The 25406-nt window shown below is 41.8% G+C and carries 22 protein-coding genes; 21 read left to right on the plus strand and 1 reads right to left on the minus strand.

Going from position 1 to position 25406, the window contains the following annotated elements; translation table 11 throughout:
* The first annotated feature begins 4 nt into the window (after nucleotides 1-4).
* The 20 genes from AC1EKL_RS04930 (at nucleotide 5) to AC1EKL_RS05025 (ending at nucleotide 23778) form a co-directional block, all read left to right on the plus strand.
* On the plus strand, nucleotides 5-850 hold the full coding sequence (locus AC1EKL_RS04930; RefSeq protein WP_480188694.1) for an amino acid ABC transporter substrate-binding protein: 846 nt from the start codon (nucleotides 5-7) through the stop codon (nucleotides 848-850).
* Between the two features lie 109 nt (nucleotides 851-959).
* The gene (gene yfmF, locus AC1EKL_RS04935; RefSeq protein WP_480188695.1) at nucleotides 960-2207 is read left to right on the plus strand and encodes an EF-P 5-aminopentanol modification-associated protein YfmF; all 1248 of its coding nucleotides are present in this window, start codon (nucleotides 960-962) and stop codon (nucleotides 2205-2207) included.
* 4 nt (nucleotides 2208-2211) lie between these two features.
* Nucleotides 2212-3507 (plus strand): EF-P 5-aminopentanol modification-associated protein YfmH, encoded by a 1296-nt coding sequence (yfmH, locus tag AC1EKL_RS04940; RefSeq protein ID WP_480188696.1) that lies wholly within the window; start codon nucleotides 2212-2214, stop codon nucleotides 3505-3507.
* A gap of 79 nt (nucleotides 3508-3586) precedes the next feature.
* Nucleotides 3587-4612, plus strand: coding sequence for a RodZ domain-containing protein (locus AC1EKL_RS04945; RefSeq protein ID WP_480190023.1), 1026 nt, complete (start codon nucleotides 3587-3589; stop codon nucleotides 4610-4612).
* A gap of 15 nt (nucleotides 4613-4627) precedes the next feature.
* A complete protein-coding gene (gene pgsA, locus AC1EKL_RS04950) occupies nucleotides 4628-5212 on the plus strand; it encodes a CDP-diacylglycerol--glycerol-3-phosphate 3-phosphatidyltransferase (RefSeq protein ID WP_480188698.1) in 585 nt (194 codons plus the stop codon).
* A 78-nt stretch (nucleotides 5213-5290) separates the two neighbouring features.
* Entirely contained in the window at nucleotides 5291-6538 is a 1248-nt protein-coding gene (locus AC1EKL_RS04955) for a competence/damage-inducible protein A (protein ID WP_480188699.1), read from the plus strand.
* 82 nt (nucleotides 6539-6620) lie between these two features.
* A complete protein-coding gene (gene recA, locus AC1EKL_RS04960) occupies nucleotides 6621-7700 on the plus strand; it encodes a recombinase RecA (RefSeq protein WP_480188700.1) in 1080 nt (359 codons plus the stop codon).
* 181 nt (nucleotides 7701-7881) lie between these two features.
* Entirely contained in the window at nucleotides 7882-9429 is a 1548-nt protein-coding gene (rny, locus tag AC1EKL_RS04965; RefSeq protein WP_480188701.1) for a ribonuclease Y, read from the plus strand.
* A 79-nt stretch (nucleotides 9430-9508) separates the two neighbouring features.
* Nucleotides 9509-12133: a DNA mismatch repair protein MutS gene (gene mutS / locus AC1EKL_RS04970; protein WP_480188747.1), complete on the plus strand. Its 2625-nt coding sequence runs from the start codon at nucleotides 9509-9511 to the stop codon at nucleotides 12131-12133.
* A 12-nt stretch (nucleotides 12134-12145) separates the two neighbouring features.
* The gene (gene mutL / locus AC1EKL_RS04975) at nucleotides 12146-14134 is read left to right on the plus strand and encodes a DNA mismatch repair endonuclease MutL (RefSeq protein WP_480188702.1); all 1989 of its coding nucleotides are present in this window, start codon (nucleotides 12146-12148) and stop codon (nucleotides 14132-14134) included.
* Nucleotides 14135-14148: 14 nt separating this feature from the next.
* A complete protein-coding gene (ruvA, locus tag AC1EKL_RS04980; RefSeq protein WP_480188703.1) occupies nucleotides 14149-14751 on the plus strand; it encodes a Holliday junction branch migration protein RuvA in 603 nt (200 codons plus the stop codon).
* 15 nt (nucleotides 14752-14766) lie between these two features.
* Nucleotides 14767-15780 (plus strand): Holliday junction branch migration DNA helicase RuvB, encoded by a 1014-nt coding sequence (gene ruvB / locus AC1EKL_RS04985; protein WP_480188704.1) that lies wholly within the window; start codon nucleotides 14767-14769, stop codon nucleotides 15778-15780.
* A gap of 14 nt (nucleotides 15781-15794) precedes the next feature.
* Nucleotides 15795-16862 (plus strand): tRNA-guanine transglycosylase, encoded by a 1068-nt coding sequence (locus AC1EKL_RS04990; protein WP_480188705.1) that lies wholly within the window; start codon nucleotides 15795-15797, stop codon nucleotides 16860-16862.
* Nucleotides 16863-16951: 89 nt separating this feature from the next.
* A complete protein-coding gene (gene yajC, locus AC1EKL_RS04995; protein WP_480188748.1) occupies nucleotides 16952-17350 on the plus strand; it encodes a preprotein translocase subunit YajC in 399 nt (132 codons plus the stop codon).
* A 67-nt stretch (nucleotides 17351-17417) separates the two neighbouring features.
* Entirely contained in the window at nucleotides 17418-18365 is a 948-nt protein-coding gene (locus AC1EKL_RS05000; RefSeq protein WP_480190225.1) for a DHH family phosphoesterase, read from the plus strand.
* Between the two features lie 10 nt (nucleotides 18366-18375).
* Nucleotides 18376-19764, plus strand: coding sequence for a DEAD/DEAH box helicase (locus tag AC1EKL_RS05005; RefSeq protein ID WP_480188707.1), 1389 nt, complete (start codon nucleotides 18376-18378; stop codon nucleotides 19762-19764).
* Nucleotides 19765-20010: 246 nt separating this feature from the next.
* Nucleotides 20011-22662: an alanine--tRNA ligase gene (gene alaS, locus AC1EKL_RS05010; protein WP_480188708.1), complete on the plus strand. Its 2652-nt coding sequence runs from the start codon at nucleotides 20011-20013 to the stop codon at nucleotides 22660-22662.
* Between the two features lie 97 nt (nucleotides 22663-22759).
* Complete coding sequence (locus tag AC1EKL_RS05015; RefSeq protein WP_006916838.1) at nucleotides 22760-23023, plus strand: IreB family regulatory phosphoprotein; 264 nt, start codon at nucleotides 22760-22762, stop codon at nucleotides 23021-23023.
* A complete protein-coding gene (gene ruvX, locus AC1EKL_RS05020; protein ID WP_480188709.1) occupies nucleotides 23023-23463 on the plus strand; it encodes a Holliday junction resolvase RuvX in 441 nt (146 codons plus the stop codon). Before AC1EKL_RS05015 ends, ruvX begins: the two co-directional genes overlap by 1 nt.
* A gap of 9 nt (nucleotides 23464-23472) precedes the next feature.
* Complete coding sequence (locus AC1EKL_RS05025; protein WP_480188710.1) at nucleotides 23473-23778, plus strand: DUF1292 domain-containing protein; 306 nt, start codon at nucleotides 23473-23475, stop codon at nucleotides 23776-23778.
* A 120-nt stretch (nucleotides 23779-23898) separates the two neighbouring features.
* Here the strand turns inward: AC1EKL_RS05025 and rnhC are convergent, their stop codons facing one another.
* Nucleotides 23899-24819, minus strand: a complete 921-nt coding sequence (gene rnhC / locus AC1EKL_RS05030; RefSeq protein ID WP_480190226.1) for a ribonuclease HIII — start codon at nucleotides 24817-24819, stop codon at nucleotides 23899-23901.
* Between the two features lie 38 nt (nucleotides 24820-24857).
* Between rnhC and AC1EKL_RS05035 the strand changes: the two genes are divergently transcribed.
* Nucleotides 24858-25397 (plus strand): CvpA family protein, encoded by a 540-nt coding sequence (locus AC1EKL_RS05035; RefSeq protein ID WP_480188712.1) that lies wholly within the window; start codon nucleotides 24858-24860, stop codon nucleotides 25395-25397.
* Nucleotides 25398-25406: the final 9 nt, after the last annotated feature.

Below are 25406 nucleotides of genomic sequence, written 5' to 3' on the forward strand. Positions count from 1 at the left end.
CAATATGAAAAACCGTCGCGGATGGGTATTGATTCTGTGCTTATTACTGCCACTCATGATGCTCAGTGGTTGTGAAAGCGTGACAAAGCGGGCCAATCAGCAAGACACGTGGTCACGAATTGAACGACGTCACAAGGTGATTATTGGTGTTGATGATAGCTTTGTCCCAATGGGCTTCCGACAAAAAAACGGCAAGTTGGTTGGGTATGATGTGGATTTAGCTCGTGCAGTTTTCAAGCAATATGGAATTAAAGCAGATTTTCAAACGATTGATTGGTCAATGAAGGAAACTGAGTTGAAGAACGGGACCATTGATTTATTATGGAATGGCTATTCAGTCACTCCACAAAGACAGAAGAAAGTGGCGTTTAGTCGTGTCTACCTTCTGAATAAGCAAATTCTGGTTACCAAAAAACGTGATCACATCAACAATTTTCAGGAAATGACGGGGAAAACTCTGGGAGTTCAAAATGGGGCAACTGGGATGACGATGCTGGATGAATACCCACGGTTATTGAAAGATCGGATTAAAGATCACAAGCCGGTTTTATATGATACATTTCCCAATGCGTTTATCGATCTGAATGCAAACCGAATTCAAGGTATTTTAATGGATGAAGTATATGCGGACTACTACATTCAACACCAGCCAGACCGCAATGCTTACGCGACTTATAGTAGTTCGAAAATGCCAGCAGATAAATTTGCAGTCGGAATGCGTAAAGGTGATCGAACCTTGCGTCAAAAAGTCAATCAAGGTCTCGGCCGACTACAAAAGAATGGTGAATTACGTAAAATTAATGAAAAATGGTTTGGTAAGGATAGCAATTATCTAGGACCAAATAACTAATTTTCGAGGTTGGGGTACCCCAGCCTTTTTATTTTGCTGGGCATTGCTTGTCTTTTGTAGTAAAAATGCGTATGATATTTGGTACATTGATTAAAAAAAGGAATCAAAAATGCAGATAGAATTAGTAAAAGGTGTTCACTTAACGATTATTCCGACAACGAAATATACGACTACTAAAATTTTAGTAAACTTTGCGACTAGGCAAACACTTACGAATAGTTCAGTGCGGAATGTCCTTGTTAATCTATTGGTTAATGTAACTGCTAATTACCCGAATCAAACAATATTAGCTCGTAAGTTAGCCACAATGTATGGTGCAGAATTGGACGGCTATGTCACCAGAGTCGGAACAACCCATAACGTTCGCTTAACCTTATCATTTGTTAATCAGAACCTAGCGCCACAAATGAGGATTAATGATGCGTTAAAGCTCATGCGAGAATTAATATTTAATCCACTTCGTGACCAGGATGAACTATCTCCCCAAAGTTGGCAACTGCAACGGGACAACATTGCGGCAACCCTATCTTCTTGGGAAGATGATAAGCAATACTTGGCAGCAAAACGACTGCTGAATTTATACTTCACTAATGGTTCAGTAATGAAGATGCCAAGTACCGGGACAGCAGAAACGGTTGCCAAGGTGTTGAATCCAGAAATAGTTCGTGCCTATCAAAACATGCTGGCCAAAGACCAAGTTGAAATTATTATCGAAGGTGACGTTAATGCCGATCAAGTGGAACGAGCATTACGGCAGTGGCCATGGCAAGCACGATCTTCATTTGAAACCGATATTTTTTATCGTCAGCCAGTTTGGCCTGATGTTCAAATTGGAGCTCACCAGATTGATATTCAACAGGCCAAACTCGATTTAGCCTATTCTTTTCCCGTATATTTTATGGATCCTGATTACTATCCAGCGTTAGTTATGAATGGCTTATTTGGCGCAGGACCGTATTCACTCTTATTTAAGAATGTACGTGAAAAGGCCAGTTTGGCCTATTATGCATCGACTGGGCATCGGCCGTTTGCGGGTTACCTCTTTGTTCAATCGGGAATTAATAGTCAGGATCGTCAGCGAACTCAACAATTGATTGGCGACCAGTTAAAAGCTATTCAAGATGGTCAAATTAATATTAACGATTTAGAACAAGTTAAGAAGAATCTTGTTAATGGTTATCTAGTGTCCCAAGATAATCCTAACTACTTGGTTGAGCGCGTTTTGATTAGTAACTTAACTGGCTTAAATTTGCCTGCGAATCCGATCGAATTGATCCAATCAGTCGACCGGCACCAAGTGAGTGATGTAGCACAAAAGCTAAAGTTGCAGGCAGAATATTTTCTGGATCGGAGATAGGAACGTGGAAAAAAAGATTTATTCTCAATTTAATCAACCCGTTTACCATGACCGACTTTCGAATGGCTTGGATGTGGTGTTAATTCCCCGTCGTGGTTTTCAGAAAGTGTATGGAATATTAACGAGTAATTATGGCTCTGTTGATAATCAGTTTATCCCGCTAGGCAGCCAAGAAATGGTTCAAGTTCCTGATGGGATCGCCCATTTTCTAGAACATAAGCTTTTTGAAAAAAAGAATTACGATGCGTTTGATTTATTTGGTGAGTTAGGGGCTGATTCAAATGCTTTTACTAGCTATACGCAAACTAGCTATCAATTTTCAACAACGCAAAATATCCAAAAAAATTTGACAACTTTGTTGGATTTTGTTCAAACACCCTATTTTTCAGCAACTGGTGTGGCGAAAGAACAAGGAATCATTGGACAGGAAATTCGCATGTATAACGATAATCCGGATTCACGATTATATACGGGAGCGTTAGCGAATTTATACCCAAATGATCCAATAAGCGTTGATATTGCTGGAACTGAATCTAGCATTGCGCAAATTACACCAGCATTGTTAATGCAGTGCTACCAAACCTTTTATCAACCGTTTAATTTACGCTTAGTTATAGTTGGTAACATCGACATTGCTGAGACAATGGCAACCGTTTATGAGAGTCAAAAGGAACATGCGGCAATTATTCGTTCCATTCACCGAGCGCCGCTAATTAGTGATGAGCAAGGAACAGATGTTGTTGCCACAGGGAACTTGCGGATGGCGGTTCAGCGTCCCAAAGCGATGGTTGCTATTCGGGGCCTCCAGCAATTTATGGATGATCGGGAACGTTTACGTTATAAGTTAGCCTGTGAATTAATGTTAGAAATGATTTTTGACGATACCACTAGCAATTATTTACGTCTGTATAATCGGCACGTAATTGATGATTCTTTTGGTTTCAGTTTCGAAATGGAACGGGGCTTTCATTTTGCAACCATTAGTTCCGATACGGATGATCCGCAGCGATTTATTGGTGAAATTGAGGATATTTTGCAATCTGCCACCGATCATTTAGATGTAATGAAAAATGAATTTATAGCCACCAAACGGGGTGCCATTGGCCGGGTCATTATGAGTTTGAATTCTCCAGAAGCGATTGCAAATCGTTATTCATCAGCTCTTTTTGGTAATTTAAATGTTTTTGATGAAATTGACTTATTACAATCAATTCAGCTCGATGATCTCTACCAAGCCTGTCAACAATTTATTCAACCGCATTGTTGGACAAACTTCGTGATTGAGCCGTTAAAGATGTAATAGATTTTTAGAATTTACATTAGACGAAGTATGCTATACTAGGTTCTGGTTTAAATAAAGAAGGGTGTGGAACATAGTAATGAGTGAAGAACAAGAACAAAAGCTCAATATTGGAAAAAAACTAAAAGACGCACGGGTCGCAAATGGCTTTACCCTTGATGATCTTCAACAAGCTACCAAAATCCAAAAGCGGTATTTGATTGCAATTGAAGATGAGCAATTTGATGAGTTACCCGGAGATTTCTACGTCCGGGCTTTCATTAAGCAGTATGCTAATACGGTTGGTCTCAATGGTAATGAATTATTGAAAGAGTACGATGACTATCTGCCAAAGACCAAAACAGCTGATTATTCGGAACATCTTAATGAAGCGGTTGAGCCACGGCGGAGCGGTAACCGGCCGACAGCAGTGAAACGGATTGATGGCATGCGTAAGTATCTGCCAACTATTATTATCAGTGTGATTGTTTTGGTGATTTTAGCAGCAATTTGGGTAACGGCAATCGCGCGTAACCATAATGATTCTTCCAAGATTGATAGCAGTTCAGTTTCAGTTTCTGGTGAATCTAGCAAAAAGAAAGCTTCATCCAGTTCGAAAAAGACGACCAAAAAAGCAAAGGATGATCTTAAATTAACGCAAAGTTCACGAACTGCCAATGCGGTAACTTACCGGTCAACTAAGGCACTTTCTAAGGCCACTAGTTTAGAGATTACGACGACTGGAACATCAACGAACAGTGTGATGGTTGATGGAACCACTCGGTTGAGTCGAACGATGACTGCTAATGGGAAGCAAACAGTTGCTTTAGCGAAGAATGCACGCAGTATTACCATTCGAGTTGGTAATGCTCGGGTTACGAAGATTAAGATTGGCAATCAAACACTTGACTTTACGGATAATAATCGGTACCCAGCTACCCGCGTAGTAACGATTTTACTTGGTAATGAAACAGCTAGTTCCAGTAGTTCAAGTAGTTCAACCGTTTCAAGTACGCAACGCACGAACAATAATCAGTCCAATGTCACAACCCAAACTAGTCGGACCCAAGGAACGACTACGCAAAGAAATAACGGGACTGCGCAACAGACTACTACTCGGCAATAATGAGGAGGAAGAAACTTGAATTTACCCAATAAATTAACCATTGTTCGGTTAATAATTATTCCGTTTTTCTTAATTTTAATGGTTGTGCCACTGACATGGGGGACAGTAACGTTTCTTGGGGCCACAGTTCCGGTGGCTCAGTTGATCGCTACAATCCTGTTCATTGCGGCAACAATTACTGATAATTTGGATGGACGAATTGCTCGTCGCGATCACTTAGTAACCAATTTTGGTAAGTTTACTGACCCATTAGCAGATAAGTTATTGGTCATGACAGCATTTATCGTTTTAACTGCTAGTCATGCAGTACCAGCTTGGGTTACTTGTATCATTATTTGGCGTGAATTATCAGTGACCGGATTACGGTTGTTAATCGTGGAACAAAATGGTCAAGTATTAGCTGCCAAGATGCCGGGTAAAATTAAAACGACCACGCAGTTCATTGCCATTATTTTCTTGCTGCTTCATAATGCTATTTTTGCAATTTGGAATATTCCGTTTGGTGAAATTATGTTATACATCTGTCTATTCTTCACGATTTACTCCGGAGTTGACTATTTCGTCCAAGGACGCGGTGTGTTCGCAGATGGTTTTAAGTAGAGCAGTTAACAAAAAGACTGGTGAAATTTAATTATTTCACCGGCTTTTTTCGTTTATATAAGTTAGGAGGTTAATAAAATGAATGCAGAAATTATTTCGGTCGGAACGGAACTAACTTTAGGTGAAATTACTAATAGCAATGCCCGATTTTTAGCAGATCAATTGCGTCAGTTTGATATTCATAATTATTGGCAAACGACAGTTGATGATCAAAGGAAACGGATTGTTACTGCAATTAGACAGGCCGAACAACGTGCTCAACTGATCTTTATTTGCGGAGGATTAGGGCCAACAGCTGACGATGTGACGATGGCAAGTGTTGCCCAGGCACTAGATACAGATTTAGTACTTGATGACATGTATTGGGAAACTGTGCAGGATGACTTCCGCCAGCGGCACCTTACTTTGAGTCCCGAAAATATTCGTCAGGCTTACTACTTAAAAGGTGGGCAGGCTTTAACTAATCCTGTTGGGTTAGCACTAGGTAGTATTTTTAGTGATCATTATCATACCTATGTGGTACTGCCGGGGCCACCACGTGAATTTCAGGCAATGGTAACTGAATCATTGCGACCACATTTAGAGCAGTTGACTAGTGACAGGACCATCATGAACCGGGTATTACACTTTGTTGGTTATCCAGAATCAACGTTGATGGATGATATTCAGAAAATCTTAGGGACACATACGAAGGTGATTGCAACTTCGTATGTTCAACCCGATGAAACCCAAGTTCGGTTAACGGTTTTTGATTGTCCGGTGGACGCGGCTCAGCAACTATTGGATCAAGCTGAGGAGCAGATTGTTAGTAAGTTAGGAAGTTATTATTTTGGAAGTGGCGAAGGACTGACCTTAGCAAGCCAGGTAGTTAAGCATTTGAAAAAGTTAGGTATGACGATTACTGCTGCAGAAAGTCTGACGGCTGGTTTGTTCCAGTCTACAATTTGTTCAGTACCAGGCGCTTCAGAAGTGTTTACGGGGGGCTTTGTTACCTATGCTACAGAAATGAAAACTAAGTTGCTAGGAATTCCAGAAGAGTTAATTAATGAACACAGTGTAGTGAGCGGGGAAGTTGCAGGTGCAATGGCGCAACATTCACGTCAATTAACTGGTGCGAATTTAGGCATTGGTTTTACTGGAGTGGCTGGCCCCGATGGCTTGGCAGGACATCCAGTAGGGGAAGTTTGGATTGGTATCGCAAATGGCCAACAAACGGTCACCAAGCAGTTGCATCTTTCACAGCAAATGGGACGACAAGCAATCCGTCGGCAAAGCGTACAACTCGGATTGCTGGCTATTGAACATTTGTTAAAATCTCTCGATTAGCTCGAACATTGGTTCGAAAAATGCTTGTGTTTTGATAAAAAACTGATATTATTAAAACAGGATCCTGTTAAGGAGGAAAATAATGGCAGATCAAAGAAAGACAGCATTAGATAATGCTCTTAAAAAAATTGAAAAAAACTTTGGTAAGGGCTCCATCATGCGAATGGGGGATGCAGCAGATACCAAAATTGCATCAGTGTCGAGTGGTTCCTTAGCAATCGATGACGCACTTGGAATTGGTGGATATCCTCGTGGACGGATTATTGAAATGTATGGGCCGGAAAGTTCTGGTAAGACTACGGTGGCTCTCCATGCAGTAGCAGAAGTTCAAAAGCAAGGTGGGACAGCCGCTTACATTGATGCTGAAAATGCCTTAGACCCACAATATGCGGAAGCATTAGGGGTCGACATCGATAATTTATTACTTTCTCAGCCGGATACTGGGGAACAAGGATTAGAGATTGCGGATGCCTTAATTGCCAGTGGTGCGGTAGATATTGTCGTTGTAGACTCAGTTGCTGCCTTGGTACCACGAGCAGAAATTGAAGGCGAAATGGGAGATACGCATGTGGGCCTTCAAGCCCGATTAATGTCACAAGCTTTACGAAAGCTTTCTGGTGAAATTAATAAGACCAAAACAATTGCCATCTTTATTAACCAGATTCGTGAGAAGGTTGGAGTGATGTTTGGTAATCCGGAAACTACTCCTGGTGGTCGGGCTTTGAAGTTCTACTCCACTATTCGGATGGAAATTCGGCGGGGTGAACAACTTAAAGAAGGCAAGGAAGTAATCGGAAACCGTGCCAAAATTAAGATTGTTAAAAATAAGGTTGCACCGCCATTCAAGCGTGCTGAAGTCGATATTATGTATGGTACTGGAATTTCCAAGACGGGCGAATTGCTTGACATGGCCGTAGAAAAGAATCTGGTCAAGAAGAGCGGAGCTTGGTATTCCTATGGATCAGATCGGATTGGGCAAGGTCGTGAAAATGCCAAAAAGTGGTTAAGCGAGCACCCTGAACAGATGCAGGAATTAATGACTAAGGTCCGGGAAGCCTATAATATGCCGGTTAGCGATGAAGACAAAGCTGAAGCTAAGACTGTTGCCAGCCAGGAACCAGCAAGTACCCAAGAAACCATTGAAGAAGCCTCAGAAAAATAGCTAACCAGAAAATGGGTGAGAATGCGTGTTATTTTCTCACTCATTTTTTATTTGTGGAATAACCATTTATTGACACCCTTTCCGACAACGATTAAAATTAACTTTGTACGTGTTTTTTACACGACAGTTTGTAATTTGATTGATTAAATCACAACTCAATAGTTGATTTGGAGGGGTCATAATGAAAATATTGACGGCCGTCATCGCTATTGTTGCTTGTGTTTTTGGTTACTTTATTCGTCGCTTCATTGTGGAACGACAAGTTGAACAGGCCAAAAATAATGCTAAGGAAATCATTTCGTCTGCTAAGAAAGAAGCGGCAACCGCAAAAAAGGAAGCCATTCTGGAAGCAAAAGAAGAAAGTCATCGCTATCGGGAAAGTGTAGAACAGGATCTACAAGAGCGTCGTCAAGAAGTTCAAAAACAAGAGGAACGCTTAATTCAACGGGAAAACACGTTGGATCGGAAGGATAGTGCCTTAGAAGATCGAGAAAATGTAATTAGTTCTCGGGAATCCAAATTGGATGTAAAACGAGAACAAGTTCAAAAAGATCATGAACAAGTGGCAAATTTAATCAAGCAACAAGCAGATAAATTGCAGGAAGTTGCAGGATTAAGTGAGGATCAAGCTAAGAAACTATTGCTAGCAAAATTAAAGGAAGAGTTAGCAGTTGAACGCGATAAGATGATCCGAGAAAGTGAAGAAGACGCACAATTAACGGCGGAAAAGAAAGCTAAAAGTTTGATTGTTAGTGCTATTCAACGGAGTAGTGCTGATATGGTATCAGAAGCAACAGTGTCAGTGGTTAATCTCCCTAATGATGATATGAAAGGACGAATTATTGGTCGTGAAGGGCGTAATATTCGGACCTTAGAAACATTAACGGGAATCGATTTGATCATTGATGATACACCTGAAGCGGTGGTACTAAGTGGCTTTGATCCGGTCCGCCGAGAAATTGCCAAAATGGCGCTGGAACGGCTAATTCAAGATGGGCGGATTCATCCAGCACGGATTGAAGAGGCAGTTGAAAAGGCGCGTAATGATATGGATGCACAACTACGTGAAGTCGGTGAAGAAACGATCTTTGACCTTGGAATTCATAGTATGCATCCTGATCTCATTAAGACAATTGGTCGAATGAAATACCGGACAAGTTATGGTCAGAATGTTCTTCAACACTCAATTGAAGTTGCTAAATTGACAGAGATTATGGCAGCTGAACTGGGCGAAGATACCACTTTAGCTAAGCGTGCCGGATTATTACATGACATTGGTAAAGCAATTGACCATGAAGTTGATGGTTCTCATGTTGAATTAGGGGTTGAATTGACCCGTAAGTATAAGGAAAATCCAGTGGTCATTAATACGATTGCTTCGCACCATGGAGATGTCCCAGCAACATCCATCATTGCGGTGCTGGTTCAAGCGGCAGATGCGATTTCTGGCGCCCGTCCAGGGGCACGGAGTGAGTCTTTGGAAGAGTACATTCAGCGGTTAAAGCAGCTTGAATCAATTGCCAATCATCATAAGGGTGTTGACCATAGTTATGCAATTCAAGCTGGTCGTGAAGTCCGGGTGATTGTTAAACCGAAGAAGGTTTCTGACAACCAGGCTGCTGCCTTGTCGCATGATATCAAACATGAAATTGAAGATCAGTTAGAGTATCCCGGACACATTAAGGTCACGGTTATTCGGGAAGTTCGTGCTGTAGACTATGCAAAATAAAAACGAGGCTGGGATGTTGACCCGGCCTTTTTCGTTTAAAATGGTGAGAAGAGAGATCAAGTAACGAGAGGTGAAAATGGTGGCTAAAAAGCTAACGCCAATGATGGAACAATACCAGAAAGTAAAGGACCAATATCCGGATGCGTTCTTGTTTTATCGGTTGGGTGATTTTTATGAACTATTTAATGACGATGCAATTAAGGGTGCACAATTACTGGAGTTAACATTAACTAGTCGGAGCCATAGTGCGAAAAATCCTATTCCAATGTGTGGGGTTCCACACCGTGCTGTGGAAAACTATGTCGATATTTTGATTGACAAGGGGTATAAGGTAGCCATTTGTGAGCAGATGGAGGATCCTAAAAAAGCTAAGGGCATGGTTAAACGGGCAGTCACTAGATTAGTGACTCCGGGAACGCAAATGGACCTAAAGGGCGATCAGGCCCAGAGTAACAATTACTTAACAGCGGTCTATCTGGATGGTAGTGACTACTGCCTGGCTTATGCGGACTTATCAACCGGGGAACTGAAAGCCACAACTTTTCAGCAGCAGAGTGAGTTGATGAATGAATTAATTAACCTACAAACGCGTGAAGTTGTTCATTTTGAAAAGTTGCCGCAATCCATTACTGATGAATTAGGAAAACGGAATATTTTAATTTCTAGTCAACCTCAGTTGGCAAAGGAAGCAGAAGTTAGTTATCTGACCCAGAATCTGGAAAACCAAAATCAGCAACACGTGGTTGCTATTTTGGTGTCATACCTTTTGACAACCCAGAAACGTTCGCTGGCGCATTTACAAATTGCGCAGTCATATCAGCCAAGCTCTTTTATGAAAATTGATCATTATTCAAAAACTAATCTTGAATTAATGACGAACTTACGGAGCGGCAAACGGCAAGGGACGCTGGTGTGGTTGCTGGATGAAACCAAAACGGCGATGGGAAGTCGGCTATTAAAACGCTGGTTAGATCGACCGTTAATCAACCAGCAAAAGATCGAAGAGCGACAGGATAAAGTGCAAGTTCTTTTAGATAATTACTTTGAACGCCAGAACCTTCAAGATGAATTGATTAAGGTGTATGACTTAGAACGATTGGCCGGGCGTGTGGCGTATGGCAGTGTTAATGGTCGGGATTTGATCCAATTAAAAACTTCACTGCAACAGGTACCAAAAATTAAATATGTGTTGGAAACGATGGATTCACCAGTGTTTGACGAGCTTGTTAATCGGTTGGATCCACTGGAAGACATTGCTGATTTAATTGACCAGGCCATTAATGATGATCCACCGATTTCGGTAACGGATGGTGGAGTTATTAAAGACCACTATAATGATCAACTAGATAATTACCGTGACGCCATGAATAATGGAAAACAATGGATTGCCGATTTGCAACAAAAAGAACGTCAAACGACCGGAATTAATAACTTAAAGATTGGTTATAACCATGTGTTTGGCTATTACATTGAAGTTACCAAGGTGAATTTGGATAAACTCCCTAAAGATCGCTACGAACGAAAACAGACACTAACGAACGCAGAACGTTTCTCAACCCCAGAATTAAAGGAAAAGGAAGCACTAATCCTAGGGGCACAGGAAAAATCAACCGCGTTGGAGTATGATTTGTTTGTGGAAGTGCGTGAGCAGGTGAAAACTGCGATTGAACGACTTCAAGCGCTCGCGGAAGCGTTATCTGAATTAGATGTTTTACAAAGTTTTGCTGTAGTTTCGGAAAAATATCATTTTGTGCGGCCAGAGTTGAATCATGATCATCAGCTAATGATCAAAAATGGTCGCCATCCGGTAGTTGAAAAATTTATGGGCCATCAAGAATACGTCCCGAATGATGTTCAAATGGGGCAAGATACGGATATTCTACTGATTACCGGACCTAACATGTCGGGAAAGAGTACTTATATGCGCCAATTAGCTTTGTCGGCAGTGATGGCCCAAATGGGTTGTTTTATTCCGGCTGAAAAAGCTAATATGCCGATTTTTGATCAGATTTTCACCCGAATTGGTGCTGCCGATGATTTAGTATCAGGTGAAAGTACCTTCATGGTTGAAATGATGGAAGCCAACAATGCTTTACTGCATGCTACCCGTAATAGCTTAATTTTGTTTGATGAAATTGGTCGGGGAACGGCGACTTATGACGGGATGGCACTAGCACAGGCGATTATTGAATATGTTCATAATAATGTGCACGCCAAGACCCTCTTTTCAACTCACTATCATGAGTTAACTGGCTTGGATCAGCAGTTGGATAAATTGCAAAATGTTCATGTTGGTGCCACTGAAGAAAACGGTGAATTAATCTTCCTCCATAAGGTGACAGCAGGTCCGGCAGATAAGTCATATGGGATTCATGTTGCTAAACTGGCTGGGATGCCGGCAACGTTACTGAAGCGGGCTAATCATATCCTACAGTCGTTGGAGAGTGAGCATGAAGATGATCATGTCGCTGGAGCTACGCATACTGAACCTAAAGAAGTTAATACGGTTAATGAAAGCAATGCGCAGCAGCAGTATCCAGAGGAGCAAGATGGTCAGCTGGCACTCTTTTCACCAGCACCTAAGCAGTCAAGTCGTCGGCGAAATGATAAGGTACTTAAGCAATTACAAGACTTAGATTTGATGAGCATGACGCCGATGGAAGTAATGAATCAAGTTTACCAGTGGCAGCAAAAGTTAAAGTAGGGATGATGTGAATTGGGTAAAATTCATGAATTAAATAATGTACTTGCGAATCAAATTGCGGCTGGTGAAGTGATCGAACGTCCAGCCTCAATTATCAAAGAGTTAGTCGAAAACTCCCTTGACGCTCACAGTAAAAGAATTGATATTGTGGTGACCAAAGCGGGACTGGGTGAATTAAGGGTGATTGATGATGGTGATGGAATTGCCACGGAAGACGTTAAAGAAGCTTTTAAGCGCCATGCCACCAGTAAGATCAGTACCCGGCAAGACCTGTTTCGCGTGCAGACGATGGGTTTTCGTGGCGAAGCGCTACCAAGTATTGCTTCAGTTGCAGATGTAGTAATGACAACGGCGACTGGTGGTGCATCAGGAACAATGATCCACTTTCATGGTGGCGAACTAAAAGATTTTCAGGCTGCACCAGCACGGCGCGGTACGGATGTCAAAGTTAGTGAGCTGTTTTTTAACACTCCGGCCCGCCTAAAATACCTCAAATCACCGCAGACGGAACTTAGTCGAATGGTTGATATTATTAACCGGTTAGCGCTTGCCAATCCTGATGTGGCGATTTCATTTACTCATGACGGTCGGGAAATGTTTCGGTCGGCCGGAAATGGCAATGTTCAACAAGTGATTGCAGCAATTTATGGGGTCAAAGTGGGGCGTAAAATGTTAGCAATTCACGGCGCTGATCCAGATTTTACGGTTGATGGCTTTGTTTCTTTACCAGAACTAACCCGTGCAAGCAGGCAGTACATGACGATTACTATCAATCATCGTTACGTGCGTAATTACCAATTAACAAAAGCGATTATTGAGGGTTACGGCTCTAAATTAATGGTTGGTCGCTATCCAGTAGTGGTCATTAATATTGATTTGGATCCACTGTTGGTGGACGTTAATGTGCATCCTGTTAAACGAGAGGTTCGTCTAAGTAAGGAGCAACAACTGGCAACCTTAATCAGTACGACTATTCAGCAGAAAATTGCTCAGCAGAATTTAATTCCAGATGTTGGCGAACGGGCCAATCAATTACTAACCACGCCGAATTTGTCGGTGGTTGAGGAAAAAACTGATAAGTATAGTCAAACTGCTAATTTAACGAGCACGGAAAACGTTGCCCATGTTCCGGCGGATCATAGTAATCCGGCGAAAGCTGATAGTAGGGATAGTATTGTTGAAAAACCGATTGTTATCCATAGTCGGGCTGAACTTCAACAACCGCGGTTAAAAGAATTTGATCGTAAATATCAAAATGAAGTTGCAACCCCGTTTAGTGATGAGCAAATCAACGTGAATAATAGAAAAGAGACTAACCGGCAGACTGAAGAAGTAAGCCTGGCGATTAATGATCAAGAAGATCATGATCAACAGCGCTTCCCTGAATTACAATACATTGGCCAATTACAAGGGACCTTTTTATTGGCGCAGGCTTCTGATGGGTTATATATTATTGACCAACATGCTGCCCAAGAACGGGTTAACTATGAACGGTTTAGGAAAGCAATTGGGCAGGTTTCAGCCGATCAACAAAATTTTTTACAGCCGTTGGTATTAAATTATTCCGTCGCAGATGCTTTAAAAATCAATGAACAATTAACCACCTTGCAACAGGTTGGTCTTCACTTGGAACAATTTGGTCAAAACAGCTTTTTATTATCTAGCCATCCGACTTGGTTTATTGATGGTCAGGAAGAAGATACTGCTCGTGAAATGATTGATTGGGTAATTCAAAATGGTCATCTTACGGTAGCAGAATTTCGTGCCAAAACGGCGATTATGATGAGCTGTAAGCGGGCCATCAAAGCCAATCATCGTCTGGATGCTTTACAAGCTAAGGCCCTATTAAAAACTTTACCGCATTGTGAAAATCCATTTAATTGTCCTCATGGCCGTCCAGTATTGATTCACTTTACTGATACTGACTTAGAGAAGTTATTTAAACGGATTCAGGAAAGTCATCAACCGTTTGCTAACGATTTTGATGATCATGAGTATTAGAAACGAGGAAGAGAATGTACGAATATCTACTGGGAACCATTACGGAAGCCCATCCTGATTATTTAGTAATTGAAGTGAATGGGGTTGGCTTTCGGGTTCAAGTTGCTAACCCTTATAGCTATCCATTAAATGAAGATGCGACTAAGATTTACGTCTATCAAGCAGTTCGCGATGATGCAATTAGTCTATTCGGCTTTCACAATGCCGAAGAAAAGCGCCTTTTTACAAAATTATTAGCTGTATCTGGCATTGGTCCAAAGAGTGCGTTAGCAATTCTTGCTAACCCTGATCATGAAGGATTAGTCGAAGCGATTGCTAATAATAATGTTTCATACATTACCAAATTTCCGGGAATTGGTAAAAAAACGGCTTCACGAATTATTATTGAATTACAGGATAAGGTTGACTCATTATTGCCAACGTTTGATCTACGGCCACAAGTTGAACAACGACCGACGAATGATCAAGATAACCCTGAATTAGCGGATGCTTTAGCTGCATTAAAGGCGTTGGGGTATTCAGCAAAGGATGTTAAAAAAGTGGCTAGTTCACTTAAGCAAGAAGGAGGTCTCACAACAGACCAATATCTACGGAAGGGTTTGACCTTATTGAGTTAGTGAAAGGAGGATGTGATGGTGAGTGATGCAGAAAATATTATGTCAAATCAAGCGGCTAATGAAAATGAAAGCATAATCGAAAAGAGTTTGCGTCCGCAGACCTTGGATGATTACATTGGCCAGCGTAAAATCAAAAAAGAATTGAGAGTCTACATCACAGCTGCTAAATCCCGTTCTGAAGCATTGGATCATGTTTTGCTGTATGGACCACCAGGTCTTGGTAAAACAACATTAGCAATGGTGGTGGCGCATGAAATGGGTGTGCAAATCAAAACGACCAGTGGTCCTGCAATTGAAAAACCAGGGGATTTAGTAGCGTTGTTAAATGAATTGCAAGCCGGGGATGTGCTCTTTATTGATGAAATTCACCGGTTGCCAAAGGTGGTTGAAGAAATGCTGTACTCAGCCATGGAAGATTTCTATATTGACATAGTGGTCGGTGAAGGGCCGACTGCACATCCAGTTCACTTTCCATTACCACCCTTTACATTGATTGGGGCAACCACCCGGGCTGGTGCACTATCGGCTCCCTTGAGAGATCGTTTTGGAATTGTCGAACATATGGCGTACTACGATTCAGCAGAACTTCAGCAAATTATTTTACGGAGTGCTGATATTTTTAAAATTTCAATTGAGCAGACAGGAGCACATGAATTAGCGTTGCGGTCGCGAGGAACACCACGAATTGCCAACCGGCTATTAAAGCGGGTGCGCGATTTTGCTCAGGTTGCTAAGAAGCCAGCCGTTGATCATGAGATTGTGGTTAAGGCGCTCCGCTTACTTCAAGTTGATGGCAAGGGTCTGGATGAAGTCGACCGGAAGATGCTTTTAACAATGATTAACCTGTATCATGGTGGCCCAGTCGGGGTGAAAACAATTGCTGCTAATATTGGTGAAGAAGTCGATACGATTGAGGAAATGTACGAGCCATACTTATTACAAATCGGCTTTCTGTCACGAACTTCCCGTGGTCGAGTAGTAACACCAGCCGCATATGAACACTTAGGGTTAAATTATGAGCCGAATTAAATGGGGAAATGGTAATGGAAAATCAGTTTAAAATTTTAGCTTCACGTTCTGGAAAGGGACAACTACGGAGGGGCGAACTAATTACTGACCATGGTTCAATTCAAACACCAGCAGTGATTCCTTTTGCAAAGCGAGGAGCGGTCAGTCCATTAACGATGACTGAATTAGCATCGCTAGAATGCCAAGGCTTAGTGGTACCGGCGTTACCGTTTTTTGTTCAACCTGGTGAAAAAGCAATGCAAAAACTTGGTTCATTGCAAAAGTTCATGAACTGGTCACGACCTTTAATGTCATTGGTGGCGGAGTTTGGACCAATGCAGAAGGTTAAGAAGAATGCTGGTGAGCTGGGGATTCGTTATGAAGAACCATTTACCAAAGCTCATAAACGGTTAACGAGTTACCAAGCAAATCAATTCCAGGTATTGGGCAAAGCTGATATTCAATTTCCTGTTTATCAGGTTCCTGACTACTATGCGCCAGTTGACGATTTGAAAACTGCAGTCGAATTGAATCTCACATGGCAGAAACAAATCAATAGTAAGTGGGGAGTGGTTGTCGGTGCTGGCTTGCGAGCGCTTCGTAGCCACTGCATTACCGAGCTAGGGGACAAATGTGGTTACTTAATTGCTGATCTGCCAGATGAACCTGAAGAGTGGTATCGGATTGTTAAAGAGACTTGTGACCTATTGCCAAATGATCGTCCCCGACTGATCATTGCATCAGATAGTTGGCAAATATTTGCTGCACTACGTTTGGGCGTCGATATTGTAATCACTGCGTTACCAATGGAGGCTGCTCACCGTGGTGAGCTATACACAGCAACAGGCGCTTGTCGGATTGGTCATGAAAAATATCAGGATGATTCACGATTAATAACTGTGCATGCCGCAACACAGGTTACGTGTGCTTACTTACACTATCTTAACCATCAGCGCGATCCCTTGGCTGACCATTATTTAGGATTGAACAATTGGTGGTGGATCAATAGTTTTGTTGAACAATTCCGGGATGCGATTCAAACAGAAAATTCAGAAAAGATTAATGACTTGTGGCGGATCGCTAAATATTATACTGAGGGTTGAAATAAGATAGTGGTAATTACCCTTGTTTTTTGGTATTCTTAAAGGTGAATTATTTTTAGAAGGGATGAAGAATATTGGGTAGTCAAGGTATGTCAAGCATCATTTTGATTGTTTTGATGGTGGTCTTCATGTATTTCTTCATGATTCGTCCTCAACAAAAGCAACGTAAAGAACATCAGGCAATGATGAGCAAGTTGCAACCGGGCGATCACGTGGTAACGATTAGCCGTCTGCACGGTGTAGTAAGTGAAGTCAACGAAAAAGAACAAACAGTTACGCTTGACTGTGAAGGAATTTACTTAACATTTGACCTAGTTGCTGTTCAACGGGTCGTTGCTGCTAACCAATCAGCAAAGAATGTTGAAGAAAAGCCAGCAGATAAAGCAGTTCAAGATGCTCCTGCAGAAGAAGCTGCTCCTAAAGAAGCCGCGGCTGATGATGCCAAGGATTCTGCTGAAGTTGATGATCATCAAGATTCAGCTAAATAGTGAGAAAAGTTGGGAGCAATCCCAGCTTTTTTATTTAGGATCATGATTAATTGATAAGGAGAACATTATGGAAATTTTGAACCAAATCTATCAAGAAATTAAAAAATACCCAAAGATTATTATTCATCGACACCAACGCCCAGATCCAGATGCGTTTGGCTCTCAGGTTGGTTTAGCGGAGATTATCAAAGCTTCCTTTCCTTATAAGGATGTTTATGTTGTCGGCAAGGATTTTCCAAGTTTGAGTTGGATTGGTCAGATGAATGATCTTAAATCAGCTGAATTTAATGATGCATTAGTCATTGTTGTTGATACGGCTAATGCGCCCCGGATTGATGATCGGCGATTTGATAATGGGGATAAGTTAATCAAAATTGATCACCATCCGAATGATGAACCTTTTGGCGACTTAATGTGGGTCCGTCCAGAAGCATCAAGTTGTTCAGAAATGATTTATGATTTTTACCAACACTTTGCTGATGATTTGAAGTTACCGAAGAAAGCGGCAAATGCCTTATATGCAGGAATTGTTGGTGATACTGGCCGTTTCCTATACCCTGCAACGACAGCTCGCACGATGTTAGTTGCGGGGGCGTTAATTGCCCATGGATCAGATGCAGCTGCAATTAGTCAACGAGAAAATCAAATTACAGTTCCGCTAGCACGACTGTCCGCATACGTTTACGATAATTTAACCATTTCCGAAAGCGGGGCTGGTTATGTGGTTTTAAGTTCAGAAGTTTTGAAACGCTTTGGATTAACTGAAGCGGGAACGTCAGCGGTAGTTCCCCTGCCAGGACGCATTAATGAGGTTAAGGCGTGGGCGATTTTTGTTGAACAAGAGGATGGTCACTTCCGTGTCCGGCTCCGCTCTAAGGGTCCAGCAATTAATGAACTGGCAAAGAAGCACCGAGGCGGTGGCCATGAATTAGCTAGTGGGGCCAAAGCAGCCGACTTAGCGGAAATTAACCAGATTGTGGAAGAATTAGAGAAATTAACTAGTCAAGATAGATAGTGAGGATATTATGACAACAACGTTTGCTGATTTTAAATTAAAACCTTGGCTGCTGACTGCATTAAAGTCAAAGTCCATTAATTTTGTTCAGCCAACTCCGGTTCAAGAACGGGTGATTCCGGAAGTTTTAAAAGGTGAAAATGTCGTTGGCCAATCGCAAACTGGTTCAGGGAAAACACATGCGTTTTTATTACCCATTTTTTCAATGATGGACGTAGATGAACAAAGGGTACAAGCAGTTGTGACAGCGCCGAGTCGTGAATTGGCCACTCAGACTTATAATGCTGCCAAACAATTAAACAAGTTTGCTCCAGAACCATTTACGATTCATAACTATGTTGGTGGAACGGATAAAGAACATCAAATTGAACAATTAAAGCGGAAACAACCTCAATTAGTCATTGGGACGCCAGGAAGAATTTTAGACTTGATTAATTCAGGAGCGCTAGACATTCATCTAGCAACTCAATTTGTGATTGATGAAGCTGATATGACTCTGGATATGGGCTTCTTGGAACAGGTTGACCAGATTGCTGGGCACTTTCCAGAAAAACTACAAATGATGGTCTTTTCCGCGACCATTCCAGTTGGCTTACGCCCGTTTTTAAAGAAGTATTTGGAGAACCCAGTAGTTGAAGAGATTCCTACTGAAACGGTGATTAACCCGAATGTAGAAAACTGGTTAATGTCTACCAAGGGTCGTGATAAGAATTCACTGATTTATGAATTGCTGACGATGGGTGAACCTTTCTTGGCATTAGTATTCGCTAATACCCGGGAACGGGCAACGGAGATTTACCATTACTTAACGGAACAGGGCCTGAAAGTGGCACTTATTCACGGGGGACTTGAACCACGGGAACGTAAAAAAATGATGCGCCAAGTGCGTAACTTAGATTTTCAATATGTGGTTGCTACTGACTTAGCGGCCCGCGGAATTGATATTGAAGGGGTTTCACTGGTGATTAATGATGATATTCCAACTGATTTGGAGTATTTTATTCACCGGGTCGGCCGAACCGGACGGGGCAACCTTCAGGGAACGGCAATTACACTGTATGCACCCTCTGAAGATGATTTAATCGCCAAATTGGAAGAACGGGGAATTAAGTTCATTCCGAAGGTAATCAGCAATGGCCGAGTCAAGACCACTTATGATCGAAATCGGCGGCGTGGTTATAAGCGTCGTAAGAAGGCCCTTGATCCAACTATGAAGGGGTTTGTCAAAAAAACCAAGAAGAAGGTTAAGCCTGGTTATAAAAAGCGGATTCGGAATAAAATTAAAGAAGAGGCGCGACAACAGGCAAAGCAAGAGCAACGGCATAAAATTCGGAAGGCCAAGCGGGCGCGTCAACGTCAGCATCGAGCCGAAAGGAAAAAGCAGTCATTAGGCCGTTGATTTTATGCATTGGTAAAGTTATAATAAAATCCGTCTGGGACATGGTAGATGATCGGAATGTTTAGAGAGATCCTGGTTGGTGAAAGGGATTCTGAAGATTTTTTATTGCTCCCCAGTAAGATAAGTGAATAAATCCCGCTTGGGAATCAAAAGAGGTTAACGATCCATCGTTGCAAACAGAGTGGTACCGCGCTTTCGGCGTCTCTGTATGCAGGGATGGTTTTTCTTTTGGAGGAAGAGAAACGAATGAAAAAACTAAAGAAATTAAATAGTGCGCAAGTGCGGCGGATGTATCTGGATTTCTTTATCCAACATGGCCATAAGGAAATGCCAAGTCGCTCATTAGTGCCGGTTGATGACCCGACTCTATTGTGGATTAACTCTGGTGTGGCCACAATGAAAAAGTACTTTGATGGTAAAGTGGTACCGGATAACCCACGAATGACCAGTTCACAAAAGAGTATCCGGACTAACGATATTGAAAACGTTGGTAAAACGGCTCGCCACCACACAATGTTTGAAATGCTTGGTAACTTTTCCGTAGGTGATTACTTCAAGAAGGAAGTTATTCCATGGGCCTGGGAACTATTAACCAGTGATGAATGGTTTGGCTTTGATCCAGAAAAGCTATACGTTACTTACTATCCGAAGGATCATGATGCTTACAATTACTGGCGGGCAGCTGGAGTGCCAGAAGATCATCTGATTCAGAATAAGGATAATTTCTGGGATATTGGTCAAGGTCCTTCTGGCCCAGATACTGAAATCTTCTATGACCGTGGTCAGGAAATGAATAATGTTGCTAAAGATGATCCAGAAAACTATCCCGGTGGCGAAAACGAACGTTACTTAGAGATTTGGAACATTGTTTTCAGTCAATTTAACCATACTCCTGAAGATACTTATGAACCACTGCCACATAAGAATATTGATACGGGGATGGGCTTGGAACGGGTAGTTTCAATTTTTGAAAATGCCCCAACTAATTTTGAAACGGACCTCTTTATGCCATTAATTAAGCAGACGGAGACGTTTAGCCAAAATAAGCAGTATGGACAAAATGATGCTGATGATGTCCAATTTAAGATTATCGCTGATCATATCCGGACAATTACTTTTGCAATCGGTGATGGTGCTTTACCATCCAATATGGGTCGTGGATACGTTATTCGTCGTCTACTGCGGCGAGCAGTAGTTGCTGGTAAAAAGCTCGGAATTGACGAACCATTCTTGGCCAAGATGGTACCAACTGTGGGCGAGATTATGAAGGATTACTATCCAGATGTGTTAGAGAATGCTGACTACATCGCCTCCGTAATTAAATCAGAGGAAGAACGGTTTAGTACAACGTTAAACGGCGGGTTAAATCTGCTAAACAACGTCATTGACGATGCTAAGCAAAATGGTACGAATGAAATTGACGGGAAGACAGCCTTTAAACTATATGATACCTATGGTTTCCCAATTGAATTAACCAAGGAATACGCAAGTGATGAAGGGTTAACCGTTGATCAAGCAGGCTTTGAAGCTGCCATGACTGAACAACAAAATCGGGCTAGAAACGCGCGTGATATTGATAATGGAATGGGTGTGCAGACTGACGTTTGGACTGACTTTACAGAACCAAGCAAATACGTTGGTTATCACCAATTGAGTGTTGATGATGCGAAGGTAATTGGTTTAACTGCGGATGGCCAGCACGTCCAAGAAGCGGACCCCCAAGCGGATGATATTGAAGTGATTTTTGATGTAACGCCGTTTTATGCTGAAATGGGTGGTCAAGTAGCCGATACTGGTGACATTATTGATAATTATGGTCATCAAGTGGGCCGAGTTGTGGATGTTCGACATGCTCCTCACCAGCAGAATCTTCACCGGGTTAAGCTGACCGCACCAATTAAACTGGGTGCTAAGTACCGTTTAGTTGTTGATCGGATTCGTCACCTTAAGATTGAAAAGAACCATACGGCAACCCACCTCTTAGATCAGGCATTGCGGAACGTTCTGGGCGGTCATACGCAACAAGCAGGTTCACTTGTTGAAGAGCATTACTTACGGTTTGATTTTAATCACTTTGGGCAGGTCACTGCTGAAGACTTAAAAGCAGTTGAGAAAATGGTAAATGATCAAATCTGGAAGGAAATTCCGGTTACCACAGTGGAAACCGATATTGACTCAGCTAAGGAAATGGGTGCTATCGCCCTCTTCTCTGATAAGTATGGTGATAAGGTCCGGGTAGTCAAGATTGGCGACTACAACACCGAATTTTGTGGTGGAGATCATGTTCAAAATACGAATGAATTAGGACTGTTCAAGATTGTTTCCGAAGCTGGGGTTGGTGCTGGAATTCGACGGATTGAAGCCGTTACTGGTAGTGATGCCTTTAAATTTATGCAAGAACGGACCGATCTTTTGGATGCAGCCGCTAATGAGTTAAAGGTTAGCCAAGAAAAGGAAGTTCCACATCGGGTTCAAGAGCTGCAGACGCAGTTAAAGGATTTAGAAAAGGATAACGCCAGTCTCCAAGCAAAGATTGCTGCTCAACAGGCATCACAAGTGTTTGATGATGTTCAGGACACCAAGCAGGGTCGACTGATCGCAGCAGAATTGAATGTTGCTGGGATGGGACAATTACGACAATTAGCCGACCAATGGCGAGCTAAGGGTCAATCTGATTTCTTAGTGTTAGCAACAGCTAATGGAGATAAGGCCAACTTATTGGTTGCAGTTAGCGATACGAAGGCTAAAAAAGTTAAGGCCGGTGATTTGATTAAGGCGATTGCCCCTGCCATCAACGGTGGTGGCGGTGGCCGGCCAACCTTAGCACAAGCAGGTGGAAAAAATCCTGCTGGTATCAAACAGGCTTTGCAACAAGCTAACGACTATTTAAATCAATAATTGAATTAGGGACGGGGATGAATTAATGACCACGTCCCTTTTATAATTTAGATATGGTATAATTTGAACATTAGAATAAAAAGGGGAGGTTACCCGAATGGCAAATGATGAAACGATGTTCTTTAACTTTGATGAACAACACGAAAAGAACGTTAAGGAAACATTAAAGACAGTTTACAATGCACTTGAAGAAAAGGGCTACAATCCCATCAATCAAATTGTTGGGTACCTTTTATCGGGAGATCCTGCTTACATCCCACGGCTAAATAATGCCCGGAACCTAATTCGTGAGCACGAACGTGATGAGATTATTGAAGAACTCGTGCGTTCATATCTAACTAGTAATGAGGCACAAAAGTAATGCGACTATTAGGGTTAGATGTCGGTTCCAAAACAGTTGGGGTGGCTGAAAGCGACCCCTTAGGATGGACTGCTCAAGCAGTGGAGATTATTCCGATTGATGAAGAAAATGAAATTTTTGGAATTGACCGGATTGCTGAACTAGTCCAGGCTCGTCAAGTAGCAGGCTTTGTATTGGGATTACCTAAAAATATGAATAATACTGAAGGACCACGTGTTGAAGCATCACGTCATTATGGCGAATTATTGCGGAAGCGGTTTCCGGAATTACCAATTGATTTTCAAGATGAACGGCTAACTACTGTTCAAGCACACCGGATGTTAGTGGAAGAGGCCGATGTATCACGACGGAAGCAAAAAAAGGTAATTGATGAATTAGCGGCGAGTTTAATCCTGCAAAATTATTTGGACCGACACGGCAAATTAGTTCAAGAATTGTGAGGTAACAAAATGGCAAGAATTCAACCAGAAGATCATGGTGAAACCTTTACCCTGATCGATGAAAAGGGGAATGAGGAGTTATATAAGGAAGCGCTACGTTTCCAAGCCGATCATTCTGATAAATGGTACATTTGTCTTTACCCAGTCGATCAAGAAAATGCTGAAGAAGTAAATGTTCAAGCGTTTGAAATGCGTCCGACAGAGGATGAAGATGATGAAGTTCAATTATTACCCATTGAAAGTGATCAGGAATGGGAAATGGTTCAAGAAGTCATCAACACGTTTATTGATGATGATGGTAACTTCAATGTTTAATAATGAAATGAATCAAATTTAGTCAGTTACTGATAAATGATTCCAGAATAAAGTGAACTCCAGAGCCGGTAAAATCTGACTTTGGAGTTCGTTTGTATCTGCTCTTTTTTGGTTCAATATTTATTGATGAGCCAATTTAATTGCCTTTTTAGTGTTGGCAAAGTGAAGCTTAGCAAAATTATTTAGATCCTGTCCTTGTTTCAGTAGTTGAGCTGCAACTTGGTCGACTTTGAGACCGGCACCAATTGGTAACGTCATTCCGGCGCGGGCTGATAAGTCGTCCATCGTTTGGAGGGAAATATAACGTGCCACAATCGAAGCCGCCGCTACGGCTAAATGGTAGCTTTCTCCCTTTTCTTTAAAGAAAACGTGTTTCTCAATGATTGGCGATTGATCACGAATATAGCGGAAATAGGTGGACGGTTGCACAAACTGGTCGATTAGAATTGCTGCTGGTTGGACTGGCGCAATTTGGGTAAGGACTTTTCCAAGAACAAAGTTATGGCAAATGGCCTTTAGTTGGGCCTGATTATATTTATGGATCAGTCGGTTATAGTCATGCGGTTTCACATTCACGACATGGTAAGGACATTCCGCCATAATTTGTTTGGCAATTTTAATAATGGTTGGGTCGGAAAGTTTTTTGGAATCTTCTACTCCCAACTTACGCAAAGGAGCTAAGTGATCTTGATCAACGAAGACGGCAGCGGTGGTTAAGGGGCCAAAGTAGCTCCCGGTGCCCACCTCGTCAGAGCCCAGGACCGCTAATTGACTGAAGTTAGCTGGTAAATCGCTGGCGGATTTCATTCGTGGGTAGACTTCGTTAGTTGATATAGCAGCTGCTTGCCATTGTGAAGCTTCCTGAGAAGCTAATTTCCCTTGAAACATGACTTTGCCAGACTGATATCCAGTGATGGTGACACCGGGGAGTTTAGCTAGAAATTTAGTCCCCTTTGGTAATTTTTGATGAGCTGCATGAGTAGTATAATGATTAGCGATCTGGTTTAATTGGGTGGGGGTAACTTTTAAAACTTCGGTCATTATCAATAACTCCTTTAATTTGAAATGGATGTGGAAGTATGATTATTAATCTGATCATCTTATTAATATTACTTGGCTGTTGGATAAATGGTCGTAAACGCGGTTTAATTGCCCTAGTTATTTCAACGATCACCTATTTGATTGGGTGGGTAGTAGCCCGTTTGGGGGCGAAGTCGTTAGGAATGATCCTCAGTAGTATTTTACCATCAATTGGTAATCAGGATGTGCCTGCGACCGGTGGCTCGATTTCTGGTGCCCTAACGGCTAGCAGCAATCAGTTTTTCTATAATGGAATTGCATTTATTATTATTTTTTACGGCATTACTTTTTTTAGCCGGTGGTTATTAAAGCGTGTTAATTTTCTAAAAAAGGTGCCAGTTTTAGGAACCCTTAATGGTTGGGCTGGCGGCCTACTGGATGTCCTTTTAGGTTATCTGATTATTTTTATGGTACTCATCATTTTTCAAATGTGGCCAGCTGTTTGGTGGCAGAATCAACTAGCAAATTCTGGACTAGCACAATGGATTATCTTGAAGACACCTATTTTAGCGGAAAGTGCACTACACTGGTTTATGTAGGAGAGTAAT

Source organism: Limosilactobacillus sp. C0001E2 (genome assembly GCF_056590915.1).

Excerpts from the sequence above, each read along its gene's own strand:
- AC1EKL_RS05035 (WP_480188712.1), top strand. The coding sequence starts at position 24,858 with ATGATTATTAATCTGATCATCTTATTAATATTACTTGGCTGTTGGATA.
- recA (WP_480188700.1), top strand. The coding sequence starts at position 6,621 with ATGGCAGATCAAAGAAAGACAGCATTAGATAATGCTCTTAAAAAAATT.
- alaS (WP_480188708.1), top strand. The coding sequence starts at position 20,011 with ATGAAAAAACTAAAGAAATTAAATAGTGCGCAAGTGCGGCGGATGTAT.
- rny (WP_480188701.1), top strand. The coding sequence starts at position 7,882 with ATGAAAATATTGACGGCCGTCATCGCTATTGTTGCTTGTGTTTTTGGT.
- AC1EKL_RS04955 (WP_480188699.1), top strand. The coding sequence starts at position 5,291 with ATGAATGCAGAAATTATTTCGGTCGGAACGGAACTAACTTTAGGTGAA.
- AC1EKL_RS04930 (WP_480188694.1), top strand. The coding sequence starts at position 5 with ATGAAAAACCGTCGCGGATGGGTATTGATTCTGTGCTTATTACTGCCA.
- yajC (WP_480188748.1), top strand. The coding sequence starts at position 16,952 with ATGTCAAGCATCATTTTGATTGTTTTGATGGTGGTCTTCATGTATTTC.
- AC1EKL_RS05000 (WP_480190225.1), top strand. The coding sequence starts at position 17,418 with ATGGAAATTTTGAACCAAATCTATCAAGAAATTAAAAAATACCCAAAG.
- AC1EKL_RS05005 (WP_480188707.1), top strand. The coding sequence starts at position 18,376 with ATGACAACAACGTTTGCTGATTTTAAATTAAAACCTTGGCTGCTGACT.
- rnhC (WP_480190226.1), bottom strand. The coding sequence starts at position 24,819 with ATGACCGAAGTTTTAAAAGTTACCCCCACCCAATTAAACCAGATCGCT.
- ruvB (WP_480188704.1), top strand. The coding sequence starts at position 14,767 with ATGGTGAGTGATGCAGAAAATATTATGTCAAATCAAGCGGCTAATGAA.
- ruvA (WP_480188703.1), top strand. The coding sequence starts at position 14,149 with ATGTACGAATATCTACTGGGAACCATTACGGAAGCCCATCCTGATTAT.
- AC1EKL_RS05025 (WP_480188710.1), top strand. The coding sequence starts at position 23,473 with ATGGCAAGAATTCAACCAGAAGATCATGGTGAAACCTTTACCCTGATC.
- yfmF (WP_480188695.1), top strand. The coding sequence starts at position 960 with ATGCAGATAGAATTAGTAAAAGGTGTTCACTTAACGATTATTCCGACA.
- AC1EKL_RS04945 (WP_480190023.1), top strand. The coding sequence starts at position 3,587 with ATGAGTGAAGAACAAGAACAAAAGCTCAATATTGGAAAAAAACTAAAA.
- AC1EKL_RS05015 (WP_006916838.1), top strand. The coding sequence starts at position 22,760 with ATGGCAAATGATGAAACGATGTTCTTTAACTTTGATGAACAACACGAA.
- AC1EKL_RS04990 (WP_480188705.1), top strand. The coding sequence starts at position 15,795 with ATGGAAAATCAGTTTAAAATTTTAGCTTCACGTTCTGGAAAGGGACAA.
- ruvX (WP_480188709.1), top strand. The coding sequence starts at position 23,023 with ATGCGACTATTAGGGTTAGATGTCGGTTCCAAAACAGTTGGGGTGGCT.